We start from the raw sequence: 24,395 nt of genomic DNA on the forward strand, positions 1-24,395 counted from the left end.
CCAAATCATTGCTTCACCGTAAAGTTCATGCACTGCACGATTGATTCGTTGCCGCGTGTTTCGATGACTGGCATTTGCTCAAAGTCTAGGTGGTCACACTTTCTTTGAAAGTGAACGCAGCGCAGACAGTTTTCAGCTTTTGGCTGGTGTGTGCGATTGCGTTGCTGAAACAGGCGCCATTCTTCATCTTCAATGTTTGGGTAGTCGTTTACTGTTGTTGCTTCCATGGTATCTCTCCATTTTTTCCATTAAGAAACGCACTCGGAAGTGCGCTTGTTAATGGATGCCACTCTCGCGTGGCTTGCGGTACATCATCACTTCGATCTGGACACTATCAAGGAGCATGTGACTGTACTGCCGGTGTTACATCCCCACCGCCGGCTGGGGTATCTTTCCTCACGGACGCTTATTTCTTAGTTCCCATTTGCTGGCGCAGTCGCCGTCGCAAAATAGTTTTGGCTCGATGACATCATCGCCACAGTGATGACATGATCCGTCATGTTTGATTTTGGTGAATCCTTGCTGTTTGGCTGCTTGGATTGCTTGGTTTGTTTGCATAAGCTCTTGATTTTGAGCGCGGTCGATTTCATCCATTACTGTTTTTCCTGTTTTGGTCGTTTTTTGTTGGTTTGCTTCTTTAATTATTTGGTAGAGCCTGGCAAAGTGTTCACGCGGAGTCATTTCATCACAAAGCATTAGTTGGTCTGGATTACAAGGTTTGCATGTTGCCATTGCTGTTCTCCCCGCTCTTATGTCATTTGTCTACTTTGAGACCATGAATTCATGACGATTTGTTGGTTTTCGCCATGAGATATTTCTATTTCAAGGTTGAGTGCTTCGAGTGCTTTGGCGGCACTTTCTGATTCGTTTACGGTTTGTTTGAATTCTTCCCAGCGTTTTTGTGCTTCACCTAGGGTCCTGATTTCTTCAGCGTCATAAAAAAGATAGTCAACAAGCCCAAAAATAAGTTGCATTTGGTTGACGAATTCGGTTGATCGCTCAAGCTCTGCATTGCGAAGCAGGGCGATGGTAATATCTTGTTGCTCAAGTTGTTTTTGAAGTTGTTTGACTTCTTTCTTGAGTGCCATGTTTGATTTGAGAGTTCTCATATCAATCTCATTAAAGGTGTTAGATCAGCACTGGATGCAACAAACAGCATCAGTATGATTAAGAATGTTGCTAGTTGCTTGATGTGAGAAAGTAGTGTCATTGAAATTTTCCTCTACAAATCTGTTGAATTTGGCAAATGACCAGTTAGCTATTTCTTGTTTGATTAGCTGGATGGCATCTTCTTTTTCCATGCCAAGGTAGTCATCGTTTTGTTCGTATTCGATTTCAATGGCTTCTTGGACGATGGCATGCCATGCTTGCTTGGTTGCTGAGTTGATTGGCTTGCTCATAATGCGCTACTCATTAGGTCCATAATTCTGTCGCCGTGGTCGAAGATGTCTGCCATCTCTGACTGGTTTGGCTTGGCAATAGTATCGATGCATGAGATGTGCTTGAAGACTCTTGCAAAACGCCAGAATGTCATTTGTTTTTCTAGTCCGGATTTGTGGTATTGCTCAAGAATCAGTTTGTTTAGATCGTTCATTTGTTGTCCTTATTTATTGCCAAAATCTGCCAGGCCTGGTTGTTGTTTATTTAAAGTTTATCTAAAAGATAAATATTATGTCAATAAAAATTTATAAAAAAGATAAACATTGTGAAAATTAAGTTTATTTATTTATGGTCGTTGGTATGATGTTTATTAATTTAGTAAAGAGATTTTTTGCAATGAATCTTGACGTGAACGGTCAGCCTGTAATGGCTTTTAACTTTCGTGAAAATGTAGATAAAGCTTTTGAAAACTTGATGGGGATTTTGTCGGGTATTCAAGCTGATGAAGCTATGACAAATGGTGAGGTTGTTTTTTTGCAAAACTGGCTGTCAGATCAGAAGTATTTGCATAATGATCCTGATGTTTTCGATTTGCTGGACTTGCTGAGCTCTATTTTGGAGGATGGTATTATCACCAGCGATGAAAAAGCTGATTTATCTCAGCTTGTTTCTGATGTATTGGAATATCGCGATGATTATGTCTATATGGATGATGTGGACAAAGATGCTTTTAGACGTGCCTTGGGTGTTTTTTCTGGAATAGCTGCTGATGATGAATTGACTGATGTGGAAGTGAGTTATTTGAATGAGTGGCTTGATTCACATGGTGAGCTGATATGTCACTGGCCGATCAGTGAAGTAAATAGGTTGGTGAAATCTGCTTTAGAAGATGGAGTTATCACAGGTGAAGAACGTGAAAGCATATTGTCAGTGTTGTATGAAGCGCTTGGCGGTGCATTTTCCGATGATGGTGCAGCATCAGGAAAGACAACAACATTGCCATTGGATGACATTGAATGCGTCGAGTTTGATGGCCGTGTATTTTGCATCACTGGAACCTTTGCCTATGGTACAAGAAAAGAATGCCAGGATTTGATCCTGAGATTTGGTGGAAAGGTATCAAAAGGAATTACAAAAAATTTGGATTATCTAGTAGTTGGTCCGGTAGCAAGTAGGGATTGGTTTAATACTTCTTATGGCAGAAAGATTGAAAAAGCCGTTGGTTACCGTGATGAAGGCTATGGATTGAAGATTATTTCTGAAGAAGTATGGCGAAAAAGCTTTTAAGCAGCAATCCAATTTCCTGCAGCATCAATTAGTGCATTAGTTTGAGTTTGAATTTCAACATCGACATTTTTCCTGACGAGTAGTTCTGCTTGCTGGTCGATAGCACTATCAATTTTCCGGATGGTTTTTTGTGATAGCCCTGATTCCTCATCTGGTCGAAGTATAAACAGGCCAAGTTTTTCATCATATAGGTAGTCTTTTGCTGTTCTAATATCAAGTACGGCTTCATATAGGCTTACTTTTACTTTTTCATCAGAAGAATACCATCCTGAAACTATTGTTCCTGCTCTGTTCTTGCTTTGATTTCTTAGGGGTAGATCCAACGAAACAGTAGCGGCTTCATTTGGGATATTTATTTTCCATTTGTTAGCATGGATATATTGCTTGCTAAGTTCTTCTCCAAGGTTCTTTTTTATGCCAGCGAAAACTTTTGCTCTTAGCTCTGATGTTCTGATTGTTTCGAATTTTTTCTTACGCTCTTTTTTTTGCGGGATTCCAACTGGAACCATTTGCTTAAAAAGTCTATCAAGAACTTCTTCGTATGAATTTCCTTTGGTTGGCTTCATATCTGAAAAACTGATGTTTTCAAACATGTTAAGTTCTTCAAGGATATCTACGCTTGCACCATCCATAAAGGTTTGAAATACAGAAATTTTGTTTTCGAATTCTGCGCTGTCAATGTCATCGTACAGGCAGTTTAAACGGTCTAAATTCTTGGCTACTCTGGCATGTACTATGCCGTTTTCATCAAGCATTGCAATGCCAATATTTATTTTTTCGCCAGTGATAATATTCGGGGTTAATTGGATTTGAGCCCATTTTCCCCTAATAAGTTTATTTCCACTGATATTTTGCTTGAATTTGTTCACTATATTAGCCTGTTGAATTTGCTTTTATACTCTAATTCATCTTTGCCTCTGATGCCCATGTATTCGTCAACTGATTGGAATATTTTGTTTGGGTTGATGGCATTAAAGTCGGCGAGGAATTCTAACACGTCTTTTGATGGTTTAGAGTGTATTAAACTGATTATTTCGTCATATTTCAAGCATGCTGAATCAATGACGTTTTTAGGTAAATTAAGCTTTAGGTTTGCTATGAGTTCTCGTATTTTGTGGTGGTGTTGCTTAGTGGCAATATTTTTTAGTGATGATGACCAGTTTTTCCCGCCAAATATTTGTCCGTGATCAATTGCTATGAGAACATCTCCAAATAGTATATTTCCAATATTTCTATCTACATTTGCAAAAAAATAGTCAAATGCACATATTGGCCCAAAGTGATCTTTTTTAAAGGATTCTTCCATCGCTGAAATGAGTTGTTTTTCTAATTTCTTTTGATAGAGAACTTTTGATTTTTCAGAGAGTTCTAAGTATTTATCTATGCTGAAATGTGCGAGAAGTGATGGTGCATTTTCCTTGCTTGTCCACCATCCAATAGCTTCTGATTGATTGGATATCCATTGGTTTTTTTTAGGTATGAACTTTGGTTCTAAATCTTTACCATCTCCAATTTCTATTTCAACAAGACCTGCTTGTGCCGGAACTGGTAGTTTTAGCTCTTTAGCAAAAAGATATCCTATAATTTCATTTACCATTGAGTCTTCGTTATCTGGATAAATTTTTACATAGCATTCTTTAATGCCTTTTTCTGTATTTAAGTTTGCTAGGTGGGTAAAGTCATTTCCTTGAGTAGATGGAACTAAAAGGAAATCTGTGTATTTATCATTGGCTAAATATTCCATTGATCAACTCTTTTTAAATCGTCCATCTTGTTTTTGTGGAGATATTGATTTTAGAAGTGCTCTAAACGCATCTGCCTGTTCGTCGGAGATTTCGTTGTTTTCTATGGCTTTTATAATTTCTTGAATGAGTGATTTTTTTGATTCACTGGTTAAGGCAAATAAAGGTGATGAATTAAGATATTCGCCAGGTTCTGATTGAACTGTTCCGCTGGATAAAAATGTTTTATTTTCAATTGTATGGTCTTTATCCATCCAGCCATCTGGTAATTTGAATTCTTTTTCAATTCTACGGGCGATATTTTTACCCATATTTTTTTCAGGATATTTTTCACTTCTAATTACGCTGATAACTGAAGCGTCTGAGCCAATCTTGTCAGCTATAAATGCAGCACTACCATGCTCTATTATCAAAGCTTCCAAGTTTTGTAGTCTTATTTGGCTGATATCCATCTAAATTCCCTTTTTGTATCATTATCCGTTTATTTATCTTTTTAATAAATGAGAAAAAATATAAACTTTTCTTGCCAAGTGTTTAGCTTTTAGATAAACTTCTTCGACATGAAAACATTAATTGATATCCCTACTTCAAAACTGGCTGGGTTTTTAGAGTCATCAGACCCTTATGCAAGCAATGTCAAAGCTGGCAGACAAAAAGTGTCATCTAAAGTTGCTCTGAAAATCCATAAATATTTCGGAATCCCTCTTTGGGAAATCAGACCAGATATTTATCCGCGTGAATTATTTGGGTCTGATTCCGAAGTAGATGGTTTAAGTTTAGATAAAAGCGAAATTTAGAAAAACGAGTAACTAACAGAGGTTTCACACTATGGACACATTACTGAACGCTATTCATAAGACTGTTCCTTATGGTCATGCTGCAAAGCTGGCTGACAAAATTGGCATGAGTCAGAAGATTTTGAGCAATAAGGTAAACCCTGATAACGAGCACCATCAATTAACGGTATTGGAACTTTGTCGACTCATGCCTGCCGCTGATGATTACCAGGTGCTGATTGTTATGGCTGATATGTTTGGATTTAAGATCGAGAAGAAGCAGCCAAGCACTGTGAAGAATATTATCTCGGCGTTACTTACTGTTGAGTCTGAGCATGGTGATGTTTCCCGAACTCTTGGAGAGGCACTGGAAGACGGTCGATTGACTCGTGATGAAAGAACTGCGATTTTGAGAGAGGTCAATGAGGCGATTGATTCGCTTCATGGATTGAAAGAAAGCGTCCATGGATCAAAGGTTTAATCCTTTGCGATTTTCTATTACTTATTTTTCCCCGGTCCCCTTGTTTGGTATGTTCGCGCGCGTTGCTGGTGTGCAACTAAATCGCGTTCGTTCATGTGCTTATAAGAAGCAACCAAGAGTATGGGACCCTGAGTGCAGTGAACCGTTTACGGGTGTAAAAGGTCGCAGTTTGTCTCTAGGCGATGGGTTTTTTTTTAAGGCAACTATAAGAAAGATGGCCTATGTTTGAAAATTACAATGATATTTTGAACCAGCTTAAAGGTGCTGGGCTAATAGTAGGTGACTTAAAAGTTGATACGGCAAAGCCGGTTCGGTGCGGAATAGACAATTCACAATGGGGGGTTGATGCTGCAAAGGCAAAATCAGCCGGGTGGTATCACCTGGCAAGTTACCTTATTGAAGGAAAGACATACATCATCGGTGCATTCGGTGTCTGGAAGGGTGCTGACAATAATCGAACCAAGCTTGAGCTTGACAAGAAATACAGCCTGACACTGGAACAAAAAAAAATACAGTCGGCGCGCATTCGTGAATTGAATAAGATTGCAGCCGAAGAACGCAAGCGAGAAATTGAGAAGGCAGCAAGTCGTGCTCAGTTCATTTGGAGTAAGTATCTTTCAACTGGATCTAGCGACTATCTTGAACGAAAAGGTGTTCAAGCACATGGAATTAGATTTGACCCTAAAGGATATGGAACAATTGCCATTCCGATGTCAGATGTAAAAGGCAAGATTTGGGGTCTGCAGTTGATTCGATCAGATGCGGCCATCAAGGGAACAAAGAAAATACAGAAGAAGTTTGAGCCAAAGGGATTGGGGATGCGCGGTCATTTTCACATGATCGGTTCACCGAGAGAAGTTCTTTTGATTGCCGAGGGGTATGCCACGGCTGCCACCATTCATGAGACAACCGGGCTGCCAGTTGCCGTCGCATTCAATGCAAACAATCTTGAGCCAACGGCGAAAGAGCTCAAAAAATATCATCCAAATACCAAGTTCGTTATCTGTGCAGATGATGACTACATTCAAAAATGCCAGCTATGCAAAAAGCCGACATTCGTTTCTGACCAACAATGCCAACATTGTGGCATGCCGCATAATCAAAAGAACCCCGGTATTCACTATGCTGAAATGACCGCAAATGCTGTCGGTGGAATGGTCGTTGTGCCAAATTTCATCATTGATGGTGTTGATATCAGAAATGGTAAAAAGCTGACAGACTTTAATGATTTGGCTATGCACCAGCAAGGCGGTCATCACTTGGTTCGTGCGCAAATAGAAGCCATCACAAAAGAAATTTCAGGTGGAAATTTACCGATTGCAACAGCTGCGGCTTCGCAATCTAAGGGGGAAGGGGAAAGGCGACCAACCGCACTTTCTATTATGCCGGTAAATGATCTTGTCAAACGTTTCATTTATGTCGACGATATTCATGGCGATAACTGTTTTGATACCTGGACCGGGGAAGTCGTCAAAGACAAAAAGGTTAAAAGCCTTCTTCCACAGTTTGTGCGCTGGGATGACGTCAAGTCACACCCTGAGTGGCAAGGCAAAGCTGTTTACAGAGACCAGATAGGGTTTGATCCAACAGAATCTGATTCAAATATTATTTGTAACCGATGGAATGGGTGGCCGACGAAGCCAAATGAAAACGTCACGGTTAATAAATCTGGCGTTCCGAAAGAATGTGAACATTTGATCTTATTACTTAGCTATCTATGTGATATTGAAAGAAATGGAGATGATGTTTTTAAATGGGTTCTATCTTGGCTTGCCTATCCAATACAGAATCCAGGTGCAAAACTTGATACGGCACTCATTTTTCATGGCCCACAGGGTACTGGTAAAAATTTGTTTTTCGAAGCTTATGGTGAGATTTTTGGCGAACATTTTTCCGTCATCACTCAGGATACCATGGAGGATCAGTTCAACTCAGACTGGGTTGATCGGAAATTGTTTGTGCTTGCCGATGAAATTGTCGCTGTTCAAGAAAGAACGCATGTCAAAAATAAACTCAAGACCATGATCACTGGAGACCGCATACGTATCAATCAAAAGATGATTGCTGCCTACCCGGAAAAGAATTTCTTCAATATGGTATTCCTTTCAAATGAAGCCAATCCCGTCGTGCTAGAGAAGCGAGATCGACGATATCTTGTCATCTGGACGCCAGAAGCGATGCCGGAAGGATTTTATAACCTTGTCAGGCAAGAAATAGACAAAGGCGCAAGCAAAGCACTTCACAATTATCTACTTAATTTCGACATTGGTGAATTTAAGCCCTGGTCAAAACCGCCTATGACCAGGGCAAAACAAGACCTGATTTTGCTCAATGCAGAAACACCATACGTTTTTTTGCATGAATGGATGATCGGAAATCTTGATATGCCATTCTGTCCAGCTCCTGCAGGGCTCGTTTATAAGGTGTATCACAAATGGTGCCAGGAAAATGGAGAGAAGTGGCCAAGGACAAGCCGTCAGTTTCTATCTAGCATCCGTTCAGAAGGCATTAGATCAGAAAAGGAAAACCACTTTTCTGACTATAAAAATAAACAAGACAACAAACGGACGCAGTTCTACATTCCAAGTGAAAAGCTGATGACGTATGCAAAAGAGCATGGGGAGCACGTCATTGAATGGGATCAATCCTCAAAAACAAAAAAAGACTTCTTTACTGAGTGCTTTATGGAGTTCGGCAATGCCTTCGATAAAAAGTATGCATAAACGCAAGATTTATACCCTAAGCATGGTCGGAATATACCCAGCTTATACCCTAACTTATACCCTAAGAAGCAGCGTATATACCCTTTATACCCTTATTTCACACATGCGCGCGCGCACATGTATTAAAAAGTTTTTCATTCAAAACATATCCTCTCGCGTGAGAGTGAATGCATATTTTTGGGTATATAGGGTATATGCGGGTGATTCAAGGGTATAAGTAAAGGTATAAGAGGGGTATACATAGGGTATACGTTAAAAAATAAATGAAAAGGTAAAAAAATGATTCAAGCAATGATTGACATAGAAGCTCTTGGTTTAAAGCACAAAAGCGTGATCGCTTCTATTGGCATCGTTATTTTTGATGCTGTTTCTATCAAAGGTATGTTTCACATCCGTCTGGATGTTGCAGAAAGTGCAAAGCTTTGTCTTGATATTTGCGACGACACAGTTGCCTGGTGGTCAGAGCAATCTGACGAAGCCCGTACTGAGTTGGATGGAACAACAGCGCCATTGGTTGCGGTCAAAGAGGCATTCGATTTCTTACTGCACTACAAACCAGAGCGCATCTATGCAAGATCACCACAGTTTGACTTGGAAATGCTTAAACATCATGCCGATGTGCTTGGTCTTGACGTTCCTTGGCACTTCCGCCAAGAAATGGACCACAGAACCTATCTCAAGGCATACGAAGAAACTCTCCAGCTAATGCCACACAAAGCAGATGAAAAAAAGCTGGTAAAGCACAACGCTGTTGATGATGCATTAATCCAAGCTTATGAAATCATGTCTGTTCAAAGTCAGGCAGCGGATGTGCAAAAAGTTCACTCAAGTTTTTTTTCATCATAGGTTGGAGAAAATATGTCAAACGTCGTTTCAAAAGCAGAGTTCGCAAGACAACAAGGTGTAAACAAGTCAACGGTCACTCGCTGGGATAAAGCCGGGCGATTGGTTCTGAATGAGCGTGGCAAGGTATTGGTTTCCGAGTCAATTAAGCTGCTTGCAGAAACAGACGGGCATAGAACAGATCTCAAAGAAAAACATGCTGATAGCAGAGGGAAAAATATCGGAAAGCCATCATCAGAGCAGACAGATCATGATTATTCTGATATGGAAGCCAAAGAGGAAGACATCGGCAAAGACAGAGCACATTGGAAAGCAATGACACTGGATAGTGAAAACCAGATGATGCTTCTCAATCAAGCCATTTCAGAGGGTGACCGAGTCAAGCTTGAGGATGTCATCGGAGATATCAGCGGCCTGGCTAAGTCAATTAAGCAGGGAATTCAAAATCTTGTCGACAACCTGACACCACAAATTGCAAACATTTCGGATGAAGCTGAAAAAAAACAGCGCATTGAGTCCGAAGTGCAAAAACTTATTCAACAACTGTCATAGGAGAAAAAATCATGGCAAATTTAGGCGGTACATTCGACCCACAACAACACCAACCAGTCAGCTTTGAACCATTGCAAGACGGTTACTATCAGGCACAAATCGTCGCGTCTTCAACGCACCAGACAAATAATCTTCAAGGTTACTACCTAAAGCTTGAGATGGAAGTTATCGAAGGTTCATTCAAAGGCCGTAAGGTTTGGGATCAACTCAACCTTTGGAACCCAAGCCAAAAGGCTGCGCAAATTGCGCAGGGTGTTTTATCCTCCATTGCCCGTGCATTGAACGTTGGCGCATTTGAAGACTCAAGCGTGCTGCACAATAAACCGCTGATGATTTATGTGCAGACCAAAAACGGCAATACTGAAATAAAAGCCTACAAGCCACTTGGTTCTGATCCATCACAGGCATCACCTGGCAGAGCATTTGCAGAGCAAAACCAACCTGAACAAACGCCATCACCACAAAATGCGCCAACAGCAAACCAAGCGCATCTGAATGAAGATGGTTCACCAAAATCCCCACAACAGATGATGCAAGGATAAAACCATGGCAACCCTGGCAAAAGCACAACTCGAAAGAGATAAGATTAAGGCAAAGCAAGCTCGCAAGTCTTATGAGTTGGCTTTGTCAGAATCCATGAAAACCGAGCAAGCGGAGACGGTTAAAGCCCTGATCCGAAAGGCGGTTACCAGTCAGTTAAAAAAACTGACCAAAGAATTCAGCCAAGTCGTCGATGGCCAGCAGGATGAAACGCAAATTCATTACTTGCTCAGTGACTACTCGCACGACTGGCTCAAGAGCCTTGGCCATCAGGTCAAAAAACAGCTTGATACCAAAGCACTTGGCAATACTTTCAAGCAATCTGTCACACCGCGCCAGCTGCTGTCGGTCAGTCAATGGGCTGAAAAAAATCGTTACATGAAAACAGGCACCAACTTACCTGGTCCATGGCGCAATGCCAATGCACCGCATGCCGTGGAAATCATGGACAGTTTGTCAGTTCATTCACCTGTACGCACGGTTACATTTATGAAGGCATCCGGTATCTCCGGCACCGAGATCGGTTTGAATTGGATCGGCTATGTTATCGACTATGCGCAAATGGACATGATTTTTGTCGTGCCGACGCTTGAGCTTCGAGACAGAACATTCAACCCAAAGCTTAAACGCTTATTGACTGAGACACCTTGCCTGAATGATTTGTCATCCAGTCTAAGTCGAGATGAATCCAATCGAAAAGACATGCTTGAATTGGGGCCAATGCGACTAATCAAATCTGGTGCAAACTCTGCAGAAAGCTTCCGTGCCGAGCACGTACCTTATGCCTATGGTGATGAAATCGATGCCTTTCCACTGGATGTCGGTGGAGAGGGTGATCCCGTCACCCTTATTGAAAACCGTCAAAAGACCTTTTCACGCGCCAAGTCGCTTTATACGTCGACACCAACCGAGAGAGATTTCTCATTGGTTGAAGACCTGTTTGAGTCAGGTGATCAGCGTTACCGTTACATTGCATGCCCTGAGTGCGGTCATCGCCACACACTTGCATTCAAAAACTTCAGATGGAAGCTAGATGACAAGGTACAACAGGAAGAATGCGGCAAGAAGATTGTATATCGCGCATACTTCGTTTGCCCATCTTGCGATGCTGAAATCCATGAACACCAAAAAAATAAGCTTCTTGATGAAGCGGTTTGGATTCCAAATAACCCAAGCGTTACGAAGCATCGAAGCTATCACCTGAATTCATTTTATATAAAGTTTGGCCTTGGTTTGACTTGGAAAGACATTGCGCAAAAGTGGTTGGATAGCCAAGGCGATACCAACAAACTTAAAGCATTTACCAACACTTATCTTGCCGAAACATGGCGAGAAGATGCTGAGCGTATGGATGCCATTTTATTGCTATCACGTATCGAGTCATTCCCGGAAGAATTGCCACGGCCAACCACGCGCATCGCGTTCACTGACGTGCAGAAAGACCGCCTTGAGCTTACTATCATCGATTTTGAAGACTCAGAAGAAGCATGGGATCAGCAACATATCATACTGCCTGGTGAAACGGCATTGCCAGATGTATGGGATTCACTTGATGAAGAACTCGCCAACCAAAACGTCGTGGTCGCTGGTATCGATGCCGGTTATAACACATCCATGGTCACAGACTTCTGCAAAGGCAAAAAATGGTGCATTCCAACCAAAGGGGTTGGCGGTGAGCATCGGCCACTGGTAGAAGACAAGGTAAAGCGTAACCAGCGCCTGCGCCGCCGCCGTAAAAAAGGCATGCCAATTGAACCAATCGGAACAGACCAAGGCAAGGCACTTTTATTCGCGCGCCTAAACTTAAAACCAAATACAGAGCGCGTTATCGATGAAGAAAGCGGCGAGATTATCGAAACGATCTATCACTCAACGCCTGGTTATATCCACTTTAACAACGACCCAAGTCTGGATGATGAATATTTCAACCAGCTAACTGCAGAAGAACTGCAAACCAAAAAGCGTGCCGGCCGTGAATATCGCCAATGGGTCAAGACTCGACCACGTAATGAAGCATTGGATTGCTTTATCGGCGCTTTAGCAATATTCCGCATGGCGAAAGAAATGCCAACCATACGCCGCAAAAAGTTTGTAGAACAAACATCTCAAGAAGAAGGCATCACAGAGCAACAACCACAACCAACCAAAAAACCAATCCGTCAAAGACGCAAGCTAAGAATATAGGAGAGCGCCATGTCAGAAACAGTCTATGTAGAAGATGACCTATCCGTTGTCGAAAGAGTCAATCAAGCCGTTGGTTTTAACGCTACAAATGAACTATGCGCCAGATTCGGGGGCCGAACTTTTTATGTGCCGGCCAACCCATCTGACAAGCACATCATCACCATTCTGCTTGGCAAGCAAAAAGCTATGCGGCTTGGTGAATTGATCGGTGGCCAGTCAATCGAGCTTCCGGCACTGCGTGAAGTGCGCAAGATAAAAGAAGAAGACAGAATTTGTAGACTTTATGCCGTCGGTGCGACCGATCGGGAGATATTCGACACCTTCGATATTTCAAAAAGCCAACTGGACCGACTGAAAAAACGCAATAAATCACTGATTGAAGCATACATCATAATCATTGATAAAAACTGCGGACTGTTTTCTTCTTTAAAGGGTGGAAAGTGATGTTTGAAAAAGCCAAAAAATATAATTGGATAGGTCAAAAGGAAAGACTTGTATATCTTGGAAAAGAAGGTGTATGGCATCAGTTTGCACTGGTTGAAGAGCCATGGAAAGTTTGGTGTGAAGTTTTAGAGCAAGATTTGAATATGCTGGAGAAGTCAGAATGATAACAGTTGAAAGTTGACATAATGTTAATGATATAGGCATGTAGCCATAGCTTATCAAAAAATCCAGGCCCGGCAGATTTTAAGCATAACCCTGTTAACGAGTAACTTTACAAATTTTCACAACTTCCCACAGGCGCATATTGCGCCTTTTTTTTATTCTAGCCTTAAATAATTGAGGTTAGTCATGAGTTTTGATCAATCATTCCCGAAAGTCATCAAGGTTGAAGGTGGTGACTCTGACAATAAAAACGATTCCGGTGGTAAGACAAGGTTTGGCATTACGCAGGCCGTTGCATCCGCACATGGAATTGATGACGTCAGCAAGATTACCATTCAGCAAGCTAAAGAAATCTACAAGTCTGACTACTGGGATATTCTTCACCTGGATAACATTGACCTTCTAAGTGATCAGGTCGCTTTCGAGTTATTTGATACGGGGGTCAATCAAGGTGTTGGCACAGCAGCCGTATATCTTCAGCGCAGCTTGAATGTGTTGAACGATCAGCAGAGATATTACCAAGACTTAAAAGTTGACGGTCACATCGGTGCAAAAACCATTTATGCCTTGACTGTCTATAAGGGTGTGCGTGGTCAAAAAGGCCTGAATGTATTACTGAGAATGCTGAATTGCCTGCAGGGTGCTTTCTATGTAGAGCTTTGTGAAAAGCGAGAGAAGGACGAAGACTTCATTTATGGCTGGTTTAGAAACCGGGTTTCCTTGGAGTCATAACGTGTCAAAGTTAAGAAAAGTTCATCATCAAGATGGGGCGTTAGCAGGGTATTCAATGTGGTGCCCAGGGTGTAAAGGAAAACATTTTATTCATACTTATGATCCTACTGGAGATTATGACACTTGGCATTTTAATGGTGATGTTAAAAACCCAACTTTCAGCCCATCTTTGCTTTGTCATCGTATTGAGCATTTGCCACGTTGCCATAGTTTTATAAAAAACGGTAAGTGGCAGTTTTTAAATGATTGTGACCACGAATTAAAAGGTCAGATAGTCGATATGGTTGAAATACCAGCAGGAGAATAGAGATGGATTTAGGAGACACATTTAAAAACATAGTGAGTGCTGTTGCCCCTGTTATCGGTACGGCGCTTGGCGGTCCACTTGGTGGTGCGGCTGCTTCTCAAATATCACAGGCATTGCTTGGAAAACCTGATGCGACAAAGCCTGAAATTGAAAAAGCTATTCAAGGTGCGACACCTGAGCAGCTTGCTTCGTTGAAGAAGATAGACAACGACTTTCAAATCAGGATGCAAGAAATGGGGCTTGATCTTGAAAAGATTAATCAGGCAAATACAGCCGATGCTCGTGCGCGTGAGATTGCTGTCAAAGACAAGATTCCAGCGGTTCTGGCAATACTGGTTACCGTTGGTTTTTTTGCCACACTTTATCTGGTTTATGCCGATTCAAATTCTCAAAGCGATGCATTGAAAATCATGCTTGGTTCTCTTGGCATGGCTTGGGCGTCAGTGATGAATTATTACTTTGGTTCGTCAAGCGGAAGCGCGAAAAAGAACGAACTTTTGGCCAGAGCACGGGGAAAGTGATAGATGGCTGAAAAGATTGAATGCTTTCTCAAAAGACATACATGGTTTTGCCATGTTTTAGGTTATGTCATTGGTTCTGTGCTGGGAAATTTAATCATTTATGCAGTTGCAAGTTAAGGATAGACGGTGAACGATCACATCAAAAAACTCATTTTTACAGTCGCATCTGCATTGATTATTTCCGTAATTGCAGGGGCATTTAATGTCTTTTCTGAAAGGAAAGCTGATGATGTTCGTCTGGATGGTATGGATTACCGCATCACAAACAATTCTGAAAGTATTAAACAAATCACGCGTGACTTATACAAGCCACGATTTTATGACGATAAAGTGGATATTAAATGGCAACACAAGCAGAAATAGAAGCAGCCACGACAAGACGTGACAACCTGCAGGCTGCATACGATGCTTTATTGATGGGGGATCGTGCAGTTGAGGTTAAGTTTGAAAATGAGTCTGTCACTTATCAGCAGGCCAGTGCAAAGCTTCTGAAAGATGAATTAGTGAAAGCAAAAAAACTGGTTAATCAGTTGACAGGTGTCCAACGTGGTCGCCCGACGCTTATCAAGCATAAAGCAGGGTATTGAGGTATTTCATGACGCAAAGGCTATTTGTAAAAGCAAAAACAGACGTGCAGACAAGCTATGTGTTTAAGGCTGATTCTCAGGCTTATCAGGCGTCCAGTACGGGTCGGCGCTTGTCGAATTACAGTGCACCTGATTTGGGGCCAAACTCGGCTAGCTTATCTGAGATTGATACCCTGAGAAACCGAAGCCGGTCGGCAGTAAGAAACAACCCTTGGATAAACAATGGCGTTCGTGCTGATGTTGCCAATGAAATCGGCACCGGAATCGTACCACGCCCAAAGTCGCCTGATAAGGATTTCAACAAGGCTATCCGAGAATTGTGGAATGATTGGCTTTATCAGGCAGATGCTGATGGTGTGGCAAACGTTTACGGCTTGCAGGAGCTTTCTGCACGTGCACGACGTGAGAGTGGTGAGGTATTTATTCGACAGCGTAAGCGCAAGCTAAAAGACGGTTTGATTGTGCCTTTGCAGTTTCAGCTTTTGGAGGCTGATTTTTGCCCATCACACTATAACGGGATTGCCAGCAACGGCAATGAAGTGATTGCCGGTATCGAGTTTGACAAGATCGGTAAGCGCGCAGCTTATTGGATGTATCGCCGGCACCCGGCAGATAGAATCACCAGTTTTGAGTTGAATAATCTGGTGCGCATTCCAGCTGATCAGATTCAGCACCATTTCATTCCAAGTCGTCCGGGTCAGATTCGTGGCGAACCGCAAACCATTCAAGGGTTGGTCAAGGCGTATCATTATGATCAGTACGAAGATGCTGAAATTGAGCGCAAGAAAACCCGAGCGAATTATACCGGGGTGATTGAAAAGAATTTCCCTGATGAAGATTCCGGGCAATGGAAGTATGACCCTATTACAGGTGATCCAGTCAGTGAAGATGAAGCGGGTCAAAGCTACATCGATGCAGAACCCGGAAGCTTCCCGTCTTTGTTGCCTGGTGAAAACATCAACCTATTTGATGGCGATGCCACGGGCAATGGTTATCAAGAATTTACGCGCCAACAATTACTCGGCATTTCTGCCGGTATTGGTGTGCCCTATGAGTTGGTATCCGGTGATTACAAAGATATCAATGACCGGATCTGGCGCGCGATCATGAATCAGTATCGACGAGTCATTCAGCAAGACCAGTCGCTCTGGACCATCAATCAAGTGTGCTTGGGAATGTGGCATGCATTTGTCGATATGGCGGTATTGAGTGGGAAGATTGCAGCGCCGGCAGACTTTGATGTGAATCGCCATCTTTATCTTCGCGTTGACTATATTCCCCAGGCCTGGGAATACATCAACCCATTACAGGATGTGAGTGCGTTGCTCAAGGCAAAAGATGGTGGGTTGGATAGTCGACAGCATCTAACTGCTTCTCGCGGTCGTGATGTTGAAGATGTTGATGAACAACGTGCAGAAGATAAGAGACGAGAAGAAAATCTCGGACTGGATAAATAAGGAGAATGAAATGCAAAAATCAAAAGTCATGACGGCTATTGCAAGAGTGTTTTCAAAATCTCAATCAACCCATAGTTTGGTTGGTGAGGTTTACAAGCACGCAATCGGCAAGCCTTTATTGGTTCATGCTGAGTTTGGGGCCAACAGCATTCGCGGTTATCTGGATGCACCGGTGGCGAATGATAATGGTGATGTGGAAGATGACGTTATCAAGCATGAAAATATCGGTGTCATCGATATTTCAGGCCCGATGGTAAACCGTCCGATTCGTGGGTTCTGTTCCAGTGGACCGGCGTCCTATCAGGATATTAAAGAAGACTTTGACGAGCTGATGGTCGACGACAATATCAAGACCATTGTCTTGCGCTGTGATTCTCCGGGTGGTTCAGCCTCTGGAGTGATGGACTTGTCAGATCATATCTTCCATTCACGTGGCCAGAAAAAAATTATCGCAATTGTTGATGATATGGCGTATTCGGCGATGTATGCCATTGCTTCTGCGTGTGATGAAATCTATGTCAGCCGTACCAGTGGTGTTGGCTCAATCGGTGTGGTGACTTATCACATTGATCAAAGCGAGTTTGATAAGAAGATTGGCGTCAAGGTTGAGTTTATCTATGCCGGTGACAAGAAAGTGGCCGGTAATCCGCATGAGCCATTATCTGATCAGGCGCGTACCGATATGCAAACCGAGATTGATCGTTTGTATGACATCTTTGTGTCTACCGTCGCCCGTAACCGAAATATGGATGAACAAAAAGTTCGGGAGACACAGGCTGGCTGTTTTTACGGAGATACTAGTATTTCAGTTGGACTTGCCGATAAGCTTGGAACTTTCAGCGAAGTGATCGGAAATCTGGTATCGGTTTCTGAAAATGTTGATGACAGTGCGGGTATGTCGTCGCAAGCATTAGATGACAGTGAAGGAATGAGTGCTATTCAGGACAACGCGCAGGTTGAAGGTGTTGGTGAATCAGAAGGAGAGTTAGAGGCTGGTTCTGGCGATGAAAGTGAAGAAGAAGTAGATATTGCCGCCACGGAAAACAATCTACCACAGGTAGACGCAAGTGTAGTTGGTAACAATACACTCAACGCAGAAAGCGAATCGACTCATGCTGAAAAAGCGGCACAAACTGAAAAAGTATCTAAAGACACTAAGGTGAAATCAGATGCTGAAATCAGAGCTATTTGTGCAGCGGCAGGTATTCCGGATGCTTCGGCTGAATACATTAAGGCCGGAACTTCAGTTGACCAAGTACGAAAAGACTTGTTTGAAGCAACAACCGCTGGCGAAACTGAAATTTTGACGGCCGCACCGGTGGCCTTGCACCCACAAGCATCGCAGCCGAAAACGCCAAATGCGAACAATATTTATGCTAAACGAAGAAAAGGGAGATAACCCATGTTAACTGAAAAGAATCATCCAGGTGAATTCATTCTAAGCGAGGGGAATGGTCATATCTCCCGCGAAATCATCACGATTGAAGCAGGTCAGGTCGATGTTCTTTACCCAGGGCAAGTGCTTGGGAAAGTAACGGCAACCGGTAAGTATTCTGTGTATGACGTGAATGCCACTGATGGCACCGAAACCGCTGCCGCTGTTCTGTATGACAAAGTCGATGCGACTGGTGCTGATATGGATGCGGTGGCAATCGTTCGTCTTGCGGAGCTAAAAGAGCTGGTTCTGACCGATACAACTCAGGCAGTGAAAGATGATTTCGCAAGCTTGAACTTATTTGTTCGCTAAACAAAATCTAATCTAAAGGGAGAGAGTTATGCCGACATTAGATGTTTTTAATAATGATGCGTTTTCGGTTACCAGCCTGACAGCATCAGTCAATGAAATGGATCAACTGCCAACAAAGCTTGGTGGTGAAGGTCTGTTCGAAGAAGATGGGGTCACCACCACAACCATTCAGGTTGAGAAGAAAGGTGATAGCTTGAAGCTTGTTTCCGCAAAAGAGCGCGGTCAGTCAGGTCAAACAGGTTCTAACAACAAGCGCAGTATGGTGCCATTCAACTTGGTTCATTTGCCGCAGGAAGATGCCATTCTTGCGGATTCCATTCAGAATATTCGTGCATTTGGTTCTGAAAGCGATGTTGAATCTGTTATGAGTGTAGTCAATAGCAAACTTGTTGAGTTGAAGCGTAATAATGACGCGACACTTGAATGGCAGCGTATGGGGGCCATTAAAGGTAAGATTTTGGATGCTGATGGCACTACAGTGCTTGAAGATATCTACTCTCGATTTGGAGTAAGTCAGCCAACAAAAACCATTGCAGTACAGACTGATGGTACAAAAATCCGTAAACTGGTCAATGAAGCCAAAACAGCAGCAAGCAAAAAGCTTGGTGGTGTTGTTGTTTCGCAATGGCGTGCCAAGTGTGCTCCTGATTTCTTTAACTCACTGATTGAAAATACAGAGGTCAAAGCGGCTTATGATCGATGGATGAATGGTGAAGGTCTTCGCTCTGATATGCAGGATGGATTCATGTATGCTGGTGTTTTTTGGGAACCTTATGATGCGATTGTTGATGGAAAGTCATTCATTGCATCTGGTGAAGCTTACCTTTACCCGGTGGGTGTTCCTGGTATGTTCATCACTCGATTTGGTCCGGCAGATTACATGGAAACCGTCAACACGAAAGGTCTTCCATATTACGCTAAGACAGAGCGCATGAAGTTCGATAAGGGAGTTGATATTGAAGTTCAATCCAATACCTTGTCTCTGTGTACGCGTCCAGCGGCCGTGACTAAAGTCAAAACAGTTTAATAGTTTATTTGAGTTGATTACAGAAGCCCATTCCATGAGTGGGCTTTTTTGATTTAACTTGATGGAAAAAAATCATGTTTGAAGTTGATAAAACAAAAGCCGCAAAAACTATTCTAGCCAAGGGTGGAGAGCTTATTCAATCTGGTGCTAACGAAGTCACTGCATTAGTGCGGCGTGAACGCTTAGACTCTGATCTTGGCGGAATCAAGACGGATTTTGTTCTGGAAGAAATTTTTATCTTGCCGTCGGATGTCAATTTGATAGGTGATATTGTTACCATCTCAGGCACTGACTATGAGGTGGTTCCGTTCACGTCAAAAGACCAGTATAACGGTTTGCATCGTATCAGACTCAAAGAGTTAAATGATGCAGATAAGATGCCGGCTGTTGGAGATACCTGGAAATGATTGATTTGAATCTTGATGCCACTAGTGGGGATATCGGAACTCATGTCAGTTTATTGCGTGATCTGTCAAATCATGGTCTGCAGAAAGCGATTAACCGAGCAAGTAAAAAAATGGCTCGATGGCTTCAAACGCATATTGCCAGACAAGCGGCAAGACTTATTGGCATGAAGATCAGCAGTTTCAAGAAGTATCGTATCAAGTTGAATATGCGTGATTCCAGCGGTATCAATAAGGTTTGGATTGGAACTAACCCGATAGCAGCGCATCATCTTCAAAACCCAAGATGGAAAAGACAATGGGCTGGTGCCAGAGCTGGTGGGCAAACATTTGATGGCGCATTTATCGCTGATTCTAAATCTGGCGGTAATAGAAACGGTATGAAGGTCTTTCGACGTTTGCCTGGTCAATATAGCAGTGCTGGGAAAGAGAAGTTAGAAAAGGTTAGTATCGCCATTAATGACGATGTAAAAGAGGCGATCTATCGTCTGCAGAACAGAGCCAATGCACGGTTTAAAGAGTTGTTACTGCAAGAGATTCGTTTTGAGTTGAGTAAGTTGAAAAGCTGACATCAGGCCTGGTCGATGCTCAGACTGAGATGGCAAGAACGGTCATCGAAAATGAAATGGCGAATAGTTTCCCTGCCGTTAATGGTTCTTTTCTTTTTTTAATCATCCCTCGATAATATGGCTTAATGACTTCCGGATTAATGATCAGCGCGGAAATAAAAATAATGGTTGCCCTGAACCAGTTATCTCCGGCAAGCATTACTAAGCCAATGAGTGCAATCATCAATGAGCAGATCCAGAAAAATATCATTCTGAATGTAGTTCCAAAATAAACCATATAGTCTGCAACTATTTCGCTTGAAGGCTTGTCATGCTCTGTCATGCCGATTCCTTTCATATCATCATTTAGACACTTTACCACAGGATAACGCTTTTTTGGTTGCATAAACTAGCCATATGAGCGACATCATCACTTACCACGACAATATAAAAGCCGTTATTGAGGCCACGTTTCCGAGTTTGAAAACGGTGGCGGCTTATCGCATTGGTGAAAAGCTAAATACCCCGGCTTTGCTTTATGAAGTAGAGCAAATGGATTTTGGCCAGCGCATCAGCAATGGCAAAACGCCTGTGAATTTGAACGTGGCTTTGCATTGTGTTTTGAGTGCAAAAACCACAAATGTTGGGCTACAGGTAAGAAGCTTTGCAACGATGGTGATTGATCTGCTCAAGGATGAATACTTCGAGCTGCCAGATGATTGTGAAGCGCCTTATAACATCCAAGCATTACCGGGTGAGTTCAAGCCGGGAAAAGATGGGTTTGAAAGTTTTGTGGTGACATTTAACCAGGTTCTTTATGTTGGCGATGCGGAATTTGATTTCAGCGGTGTTGCAGTGTCAGAAATCACTTTCACATCGGCTGATGGCGATACAACCACTTTGACGCCATAGGATTGATAATGATTGAGTATGGAAAGATTGAACAACAGGATTTTTCAGGAGATGTGCTGATGTATCGCGTGCGTATGAGTACCGGCGAGCTTTCTCCTTGGATGATTGCTACAACTCAATCTGCTGGAACTTCTCGTAAAAATGCACCGCTTTCAAAGGGAACACAGGTTGCAGTATTCATGCCATCTATTTATGAGGGCATTATCTTTGGTGCAATCAATTCAAAAGATGCTAAGGCCGTCTCGCAAAGCGACAAGATTGACCGAACAGAATATGACGATGGTGCGGTGATTGAATACGATCAGGAAACCCATTCACTAAAAGCGACTTTGCCTGCCGGCGGTAAAACACATTTAGATAGCAGTGGCGGCATTACATTTGATGGCGATATGACCCTGAATGGCAATATGGATATTCAAGGCGACCTATCCGTTTCAGGCGATACCAGTATTGGTGGCAAGATTGATGTTACAGGCAATGGTTCTATTGGCGGAAATCTTTCTGTTGCTGGTATTTGCGGTGTTGGAAGTTTGGCTGCAGCATCAGGAGGTGGTGCAGTGCCTTGTACTGGTGGTATGGATGTTACGGACGGTGACTTGGTGGCAAATGGTATTAGTCTGACAAATCACGCCCATATCGACTCGCAGGGCGGAACTACGAGCGTACCATCATGATTGGCATGGATAGAAATACCGGAAAGGTTATTTCCGATGAAGTTTATTTAAAAGACAGAATTCAAAGCTGTCTTTCCATGCGCTTGGGTACGCACCCGATGCGGAGAGAAAAGGGGTCGCGCATTCCGGATTTAATCGACGCCCCGACCAACAGTGCGAATTTGTTTGAAATGAAAGTGGCTGTTGTTGATGCGTTGAATAATAGCGCCAATGGGTTTTCTGATTTGAACGTGACAAAGATCATAATTAACCCTGTAACAAATCCTGGCACCGTGACGTTTGATATTGTTCACAAACAAAATGGCGTTGCTGAAACATTAAGTGGAATTGAGGTTTCTCGATGAATATAGACCTGAGCAAATTACCAGCGCCGGAAGTCATTAGTACGCTGGATTATGAAACGATTCTGGAAGAAATGAAGTCTGATGCCACAATTAGATTGGCCGCGATTGGCATCACCTATTCCGGTGAGCCTCATGATCCGATTACAAAAGAGCTTGAAACAGCTGCTTTGCGTGAATTGAAAATCAGGCAGGATCATAACGAAAAAGCCACACAAATCATGCTTGCCTATGCAAAAGGAACCAACCTAGATGCATTAGGAGCTTTGCCATTCATTGACACACCAAGACTGACCATAATGCCAGAAGACAAAACCACCACACCGCCAACGCCTGCAGTGAAAGAAGAAGATGAACCTTATAGAGACAGAATGCAGCTTTCATACAACAAGATGACAACTGCCGGTTCTGCTGGAAGCTATAGATATCATGCAAAAACGGCATCTGGTTCCGTGAAGGATGTGAGCGCTATTGCAGGCGGTTCCGGGGTTGTTTTAGTAACGATTTTGAGTAATGTCGGTGATGGTGCTGCTAATCAGGCGCTTATAGATCTGGTTCAGGCTTATCTTGACCCAGAAGATATTCGTCCTTTGTCGGACACGCCACAAGTACAATCTGCTGAGATTTTGACTTATACCATCAACGCCAGTCTGACGCTTTATCCTGGAACTGTAATCGATACAGTTTTAAGTGAAGTCAATGCGTCTATTGCCAAGTTTTGCAGTGATAAGCATAAACTCGGCTACGATATTACACTCTCAGCAGTACATGCAGCATTGAACCTATCTGGTGTTCAGAATGTCACACTAACAGAATTCAATGAGGTTTCGTGCAATGAACAGCAAGCCCCCTATTGTTCATCAGTAAATGTCACTGTCGGAGGTACAGGTGTCTGATATTGAGTCAATACTACCATCTAATAGTACGCCGCTCGAATTGGCACTTGAACAGGTAATAAACAGACCAATTCCAAACCTGATTGGCGATATGTGGAACCCAGACACTTGCCCGGCTGAATTGCTTGGTTATTTGGCATTCAGTCTGGCAGTTGAAGTTTGGGATGATGGCTGGACTGAGTCCATAAAACGACAAGTCATCAAATCATCGATTCCTGAATATGAAATAAAAGGAACGGTCGCAGCTGTGAAGCTTGCTCTTTCTAAAGCTGGGCTTGGTGATAATCAGATCGTTGAAGGGCGCAATAACTTCACATACGACGGTTCAGCAAGTTATGACGGGTTTCCTTTGTATTCCGATTCTGATGGGTGGAATGAGTACAAAGTCATCTTGCAGGGGTTATTAAGTGTTGACCAGGCAAATATAGCCAAGGATTTATTAGCAAAAGCAGCCCCGGCCAGGTGTGAGCTATGGGGTTTTGACTTTACACAAGCAATACCGCTCTATAACGGCGAGATTAACTACGACGGAATTTATACGATGGGAGTAGTCTGATGACAGATTTAGTTGAACAATCACAATTTGATACGGTTTATCAGTTAGAAACGACTGATAAGGTTTTGGCTGGCCCTGGCGGCATTGCTAACAGGCAGGCACAGCAGCTTGCTAATAGAACAAAATGGCTGAAAGATCAGCTTGATGCACTTGTCAGTGGTGCGCCTGGTGCGCTCGATACGCTGAATGAGTTAGCCGCTGCCTTGGGTGATGATGCAAACTTTGCATCGACGGTCACCAATGCTTTGGCAACCAAGGCAAGCTTGGATCATGTTGATAAATACCGTCAATCAACGACTGTTGACTTTGCAAGTGATGCTCAACTTGACCTGACAGCTGATGCTTCACAAGAGTTCGGTATCATTCTTATGACTGATACTGGTGGAGTGCTTACTGCCCAACAAAACGTATTGATGTCTTCAACTCAAAGAGATTTTGTTGTCTATAACAACACAGCTCAGACTTTGATATTCAAAACATCAGGTGGAACAGGTATTGATGTTCCTTCCAATAGCTTTGATTTATTGCGATGTGATGGAGCAAACATCACAAGACAGTTAATGGCTCCTGCC

36 protein-coding genes are annotated in these 24,395 nt (G+C 42.7%); 27 read left to right on the plus strand and 9 right to left on the minus strand.

Going from position 1 to position 24,395, the window contains the following annotated elements; translation table 11 throughout:
- Positions 1-5 precede the first annotated feature (5 nt).
- The 5 genes from P8629_RS02675 to P8629_RS02695 form a co-directional block, all read right to left on the minus strand.
- Entirely contained in the window at positions 6-227 is a 222-nt protein-coding gene (locus P8629_RS02675; protein WP_048810619.1) for a hypothetical protein, read from the minus strand.
- A 169-nt stretch (positions 228-396) separates the two neighbouring features.
- The gene (locus P8629_RS02680; protein WP_278164204.1) at positions 397-732 is read right to left on the minus strand and encodes a hypothetical protein; all 336 of its coding nucleotides are present in this window, start codon (positions 730-732) and stop codon (positions 397-399) included.
- A gap of 17 nt (positions 733-749) precedes the next feature.
- A complete protein-coding gene (locus tag P8629_RS02685; RefSeq protein WP_278164205.1) occupies positions 750-1,109 on the minus strand; it encodes a hypothetical protein in 360 nt (119 codons plus the stop codon).
- A 24-nt stretch (positions 1,110-1,133) separates the two neighbouring features.
- Positions 1,134-1,400: a hypothetical protein gene (locus P8629_RS02690; RefSeq protein ID WP_278164206.1), complete on the minus strand. Its 267-nt coding sequence runs from the start codon at positions 1,398-1,400 to the stop codon at positions 1,134-1,136.
- The gene (locus P8629_RS02695) at positions 1,397-1,594 is read right to left on the minus strand and encodes a hypothetical protein (protein WP_278164208.1); all 198 of its coding nucleotides are present in this window, start codon (positions 1,592-1,594) and stop codon (positions 1,397-1,399) included. Before P8629_RS02695 ends, P8629_RS02690 begins: the two co-directional genes overlap by 4 nt.
- Positions 1,595-1,728: 134 nt before the next feature.
- Here P8629_RS02695 and P8629_RS02700 point away from each other — a divergent pair, with 134 nt between their 5' ends.
- Positions 1,729-2,667: a BRCT domain-containing protein gene (locus tag P8629_RS02700; RefSeq protein ID WP_278164210.1), complete on the plus strand. Its 939-nt coding sequence runs from the start codon at positions 1,729-1,731 to the stop codon at positions 2,665-2,667.
- Here P8629_RS02700 and P8629_RS02705 read toward each other — a convergent pair.
- From P8629_RS02705 to P8629_RS02715, 3 genes are read right to left on the minus strand one after another with little or no spacing between them, the layout of a single operon-like run.
- Positions 2,664-3,536, minus strand: coding sequence for a DUF3037 domain-containing protein (locus P8629_RS02705; RefSeq protein WP_278164212.1), 873 nt, complete (start codon positions 3,534-3,536; stop codon positions 2,664-2,666). The genes P8629_RS02700 and P8629_RS02705 overlap by 4 nt on opposite strands.
- Entirely contained in the window at positions 3,536-4,411 is an 876-nt protein-coding gene (locus P8629_RS02710; RefSeq protein ID WP_278164213.1) for a hypothetical protein, read from the minus strand. Before P8629_RS02710 ends, P8629_RS02705 begins: the two co-directional genes overlap by 1 nt.
- Before the next feature lie 3 nt (positions 4,412-4,414).
- Positions 4,415-4,861, minus strand: coding sequence for a hypothetical protein (locus P8629_RS02715; RefSeq protein WP_278164214.1), 447 nt, complete (start codon positions 4,859-4,861; stop codon positions 4,415-4,417).
- Positions 4,862-4,969: 108 nt separating this feature from the next.
- On the opposite strand from P8629_RS02715, the gene P8629_RS02720 reads away from it, so the two are divergent.
- The 20 genes from P8629_RS02720 (at position 4,970) to P8629_RS02815 (ending at position 20,465) form a co-directional block, all read left to right on the plus strand.
- Positions 4,970-5,206, plus strand: a complete 237-nt coding sequence (locus tag P8629_RS02720; protein WP_278164216.1) for a hypothetical protein — start codon at positions 4,970-4,972, stop codon at positions 5,204-5,206.
- Between the two features lie 31 nt (positions 5,207-5,237).
- A complete protein-coding gene (locus P8629_RS02725) occupies positions 5,238-5,666 on the plus strand; it encodes a phage regulatory CII family protein (protein ID WP_278164217.1) in 429 nt (142 codons plus the stop codon).
- Between the two features lie 221 nt (positions 5,667-5,887).
- Positions 5,888-8,389 carry a DUF5906 domain-containing protein gene (locus P8629_RS02730; protein WP_278164219.1) on the plus strand — a complete coding sequence of 834 codons (2,502 nt, stop codon included), beginning with the start codon at positions 5,888-5,890 and terminating at the stop codon, positions 8,387-8,389.
- 279 nt (positions 8,390-8,668) lie between these two features.
- A complete protein-coding gene (locus P8629_RS02735; RefSeq protein ID WP_278164221.1) occupies positions 8,669-9,235 on the plus strand; it encodes a 3'-5' exonuclease in 567 nt (188 codons plus the stop codon).
- Between the two features lie 12 nt (positions 9,236-9,247).
- The gene (locus P8629_RS02740; RefSeq protein WP_278164222.1) at positions 9,248-9,784 is read left to right on the plus strand and encodes a hypothetical protein; all 537 of its coding nucleotides are present in this window, start codon (positions 9,248-9,250) and stop codon (positions 9,782-9,784) included.
- An 11-nt stretch (positions 9,785-9,795) separates the two neighbouring features.
- Positions 9,796-10,326 (plus strand): DUF669 domain-containing protein, encoded by a 531-nt coding sequence (locus P8629_RS02745; RefSeq protein WP_011370092.1) that lies wholly within the window; start codon positions 9,796-9,798, stop codon positions 10,324-10,326.
- Positions 10,327-10,330: 4 nt separating this feature from the next.
- On the plus strand, positions 10,331-12,508 hold the full coding sequence (locus P8629_RS02750; protein WP_278164225.1) for a phage terminase large subunit family protein: 2,178 nt from the start codon (positions 10,331-10,333) through the stop codon (positions 12,506-12,508).
- Between the two features lie 9 nt (positions 12,509-12,517).
- A complete protein-coding gene (locus tag P8629_RS02755; protein ID WP_278164227.1) occupies positions 12,518-12,952 on the plus strand; it encodes a hypothetical protein in 435 nt (144 codons plus the stop codon).
- Positions 12,952-13,116 (plus strand): hypothetical protein, encoded by a 165-nt coding sequence (locus P8629_RS02760; RefSeq protein WP_278164228.1) that lies wholly within the window; start codon positions 12,952-12,954, stop codon positions 13,114-13,116. Before P8629_RS02755 ends, P8629_RS02760 begins: the two co-directional genes overlap by 1 nt.
- A 184-nt stretch (positions 13,117-13,300) precedes the next feature.
- Complete coding sequence (locus tag P8629_RS02765; protein ID WP_278164230.1) at positions 13,301-13,846, plus strand: glycoside hydrolase family 108 protein; 546 nt, start codon at positions 13,301-13,303, stop codon at positions 13,844-13,846.
- Position 13,847: 1 nt separating this feature from the next.
- A complete protein-coding gene (locus P8629_RS02770) occupies positions 13,848-14,153 on the plus strand; it encodes a DUF6527 family protein (protein WP_278164232.1) in 306 nt (101 codons plus the stop codon).
- A 2-nt stretch (positions 14,154-14,155) separates the two neighbouring features.
- Complete coding sequence (locus P8629_RS02775; RefSeq protein ID WP_278164233.1) at positions 14,156-14,674, plus strand: hypothetical protein; 519 nt, start codon at positions 14,156-14,158, stop codon at positions 14,672-14,674.
- Between the two features lie 126 nt (positions 14,675-14,800).
- Complete coding sequence (locus P8629_RS02780) at positions 14,801-15,037, plus strand: hypothetical protein (protein ID WP_278164235.1); 237 nt, start codon at positions 14,801-14,803, stop codon at positions 15,035-15,037.
- Positions 15,016-15,261, plus strand: coding sequence for a gpW family head-tail joining protein (gpW, locus tag P8629_RS02785; protein ID WP_278164237.1), 246 nt, complete (start codon positions 15,016-15,018; stop codon positions 15,259-15,261). The genes P8629_RS02780 and gpW overlap by 22 nt, the downstream gene beginning before the upstream one ends.
- Before the next feature lie 8 nt (positions 15,262-15,269).
- Complete coding sequence (locus P8629_RS02790; protein WP_278164239.1) at positions 15,270-16,718, plus strand: phage portal protein; 1,449 nt, start codon at positions 15,270-15,272, stop codon at positions 16,716-16,718.
- A 10-nt stretch (positions 16,719-16,728) separates the two neighbouring features.
- Positions 16,729-18,117 carry a S49 family peptidase gene (locus P8629_RS02795; RefSeq protein ID WP_278164240.1) on the plus strand — a complete coding sequence of 463 codons (1,389 nt, stop codon included), beginning with the start codon at positions 16,729-16,731 and terminating at the stop codon, positions 18,115-18,117.
- 3 nt (positions 18,118-18,120) lie between these two features.
- Positions 18,121-18,465, plus strand: coding sequence for a head decoration protein (locus P8629_RS02800; RefSeq protein ID WP_278164242.1), 345 nt, complete (start codon positions 18,121-18,123; stop codon positions 18,463-18,465).
- A gap of 28 nt (positions 18,466-18,493) precedes the next feature.
- Positions 18,494-19,492 carry a major capsid protein gene (locus P8629_RS02805; RefSeq protein WP_278164243.1) on the plus strand — a complete coding sequence of 333 codons (999 nt, stop codon included), beginning with the start codon at positions 18,494-18,496 and terminating at the stop codon, positions 19,490-19,492.
- A gap of 74 nt (positions 19,493-19,566) precedes the next feature.
- Entirely contained in the window at positions 19,567-19,899 is a 333-nt protein-coding gene (locus P8629_RS02810) for a hypothetical protein (protein ID WP_278164244.1), read from the plus strand.
- Positions 19,896-20,465 carry a hypothetical protein gene (locus tag P8629_RS02815; protein WP_278164246.1) on the plus strand — a complete coding sequence of 190 codons (570 nt, stop codon included), beginning with the start codon at positions 19,896-19,898 and terminating at the stop codon, positions 20,463-20,465. The genes P8629_RS02810 and P8629_RS02815 overlap by 4 nt, the downstream gene beginning before the upstream one ends.
- A 19-nt stretch (positions 20,466-20,484) precedes the next feature.
- On the opposite strand, the gene P8629_RS02820 is transcribed toward P8629_RS02815, so the two are convergent.
- Positions 20,485-20,850 (minus strand): hypothetical protein, encoded by a 366-nt coding sequence (locus P8629_RS02820; protein ID WP_278164247.1) that lies wholly within the window; start codon positions 20,848-20,850, stop codon positions 20,485-20,487.
- 11 nt (positions 20,851-20,861) lie between these two features.
- Here P8629_RS02820 and P8629_RS02825 point away from each other — a divergent pair, with 11 nt between their 5' ends.
- The 6 genes from P8629_RS02825 to P8629_RS02850 all read left to right on the plus strand — a co-directional run.
- Positions 20,862-21,356 carry a hypothetical protein gene (locus P8629_RS02825; protein ID WP_278164249.1) on the plus strand — a complete coding sequence of 165 codons (495 nt, stop codon included), beginning with the start codon at positions 20,862-20,864 and terminating at the stop codon, positions 21,354-21,356.
- 8 nt (positions 21,357-21,364) lie between these two features.
- Positions 21,365-22,030 carry a phage baseplate assembly protein V gene (locus tag P8629_RS02830; protein ID WP_278164251.1) on the plus strand — a complete coding sequence of 222 codons (666 nt, stop codon included), beginning with the start codon at positions 21,365-21,367 and terminating at the stop codon, positions 22,028-22,030.
- Positions 22,027-22,374 carry a GPW/gp25 family protein gene (locus tag P8629_RS02835; protein WP_278164253.1) on the plus strand — a complete coding sequence of 116 codons (348 nt, stop codon included), beginning with the start codon at positions 22,027-22,029 and terminating at the stop codon, positions 22,372-22,374. Before P8629_RS02830 ends, P8629_RS02835 begins: the two co-directional genes overlap by 4 nt.
- Complete coding sequence (locus tag P8629_RS02840) at positions 22,371-23,267, plus strand: baseplate assembly protein (RefSeq protein WP_278164255.1); 897 nt, start codon at positions 22,371-22,373, stop codon at positions 23,265-23,267. Before P8629_RS02835 ends, P8629_RS02840 begins: the two co-directional genes overlap by 4 nt.
- Positions 23,260-23,823 carry a phage tail protein I gene (locus P8629_RS02845; protein WP_278164256.1) on the plus strand — a complete coding sequence of 188 codons (564 nt, stop codon included), beginning with the start codon at positions 23,260-23,262 and terminating at the stop codon, positions 23,821-23,823. The genes P8629_RS02840 and P8629_RS02845 overlap by 8 nt, the downstream gene beginning before the upstream one ends.
- Positions 23,823-24,395: hypothetical protein (locus P8629_RS02850; RefSeq protein WP_278164257.1), on the plus strand; the 573-nt coding region annotated here is incomplete at its 3' end. The genes P8629_RS02845 and P8629_RS02850, both read left to right, overlap by 1 nt.

The organism is Hydrogenovibrio sp. 3SP14C1 (assembly GCF_029625905.1).
Taxonomy (GTDB): domain Bacteria; phylum Pseudomonadota; class Gammaproteobacteria; order Thiomicrospirales; family Thiomicrospiraceae; genus Hydrogenovibrio.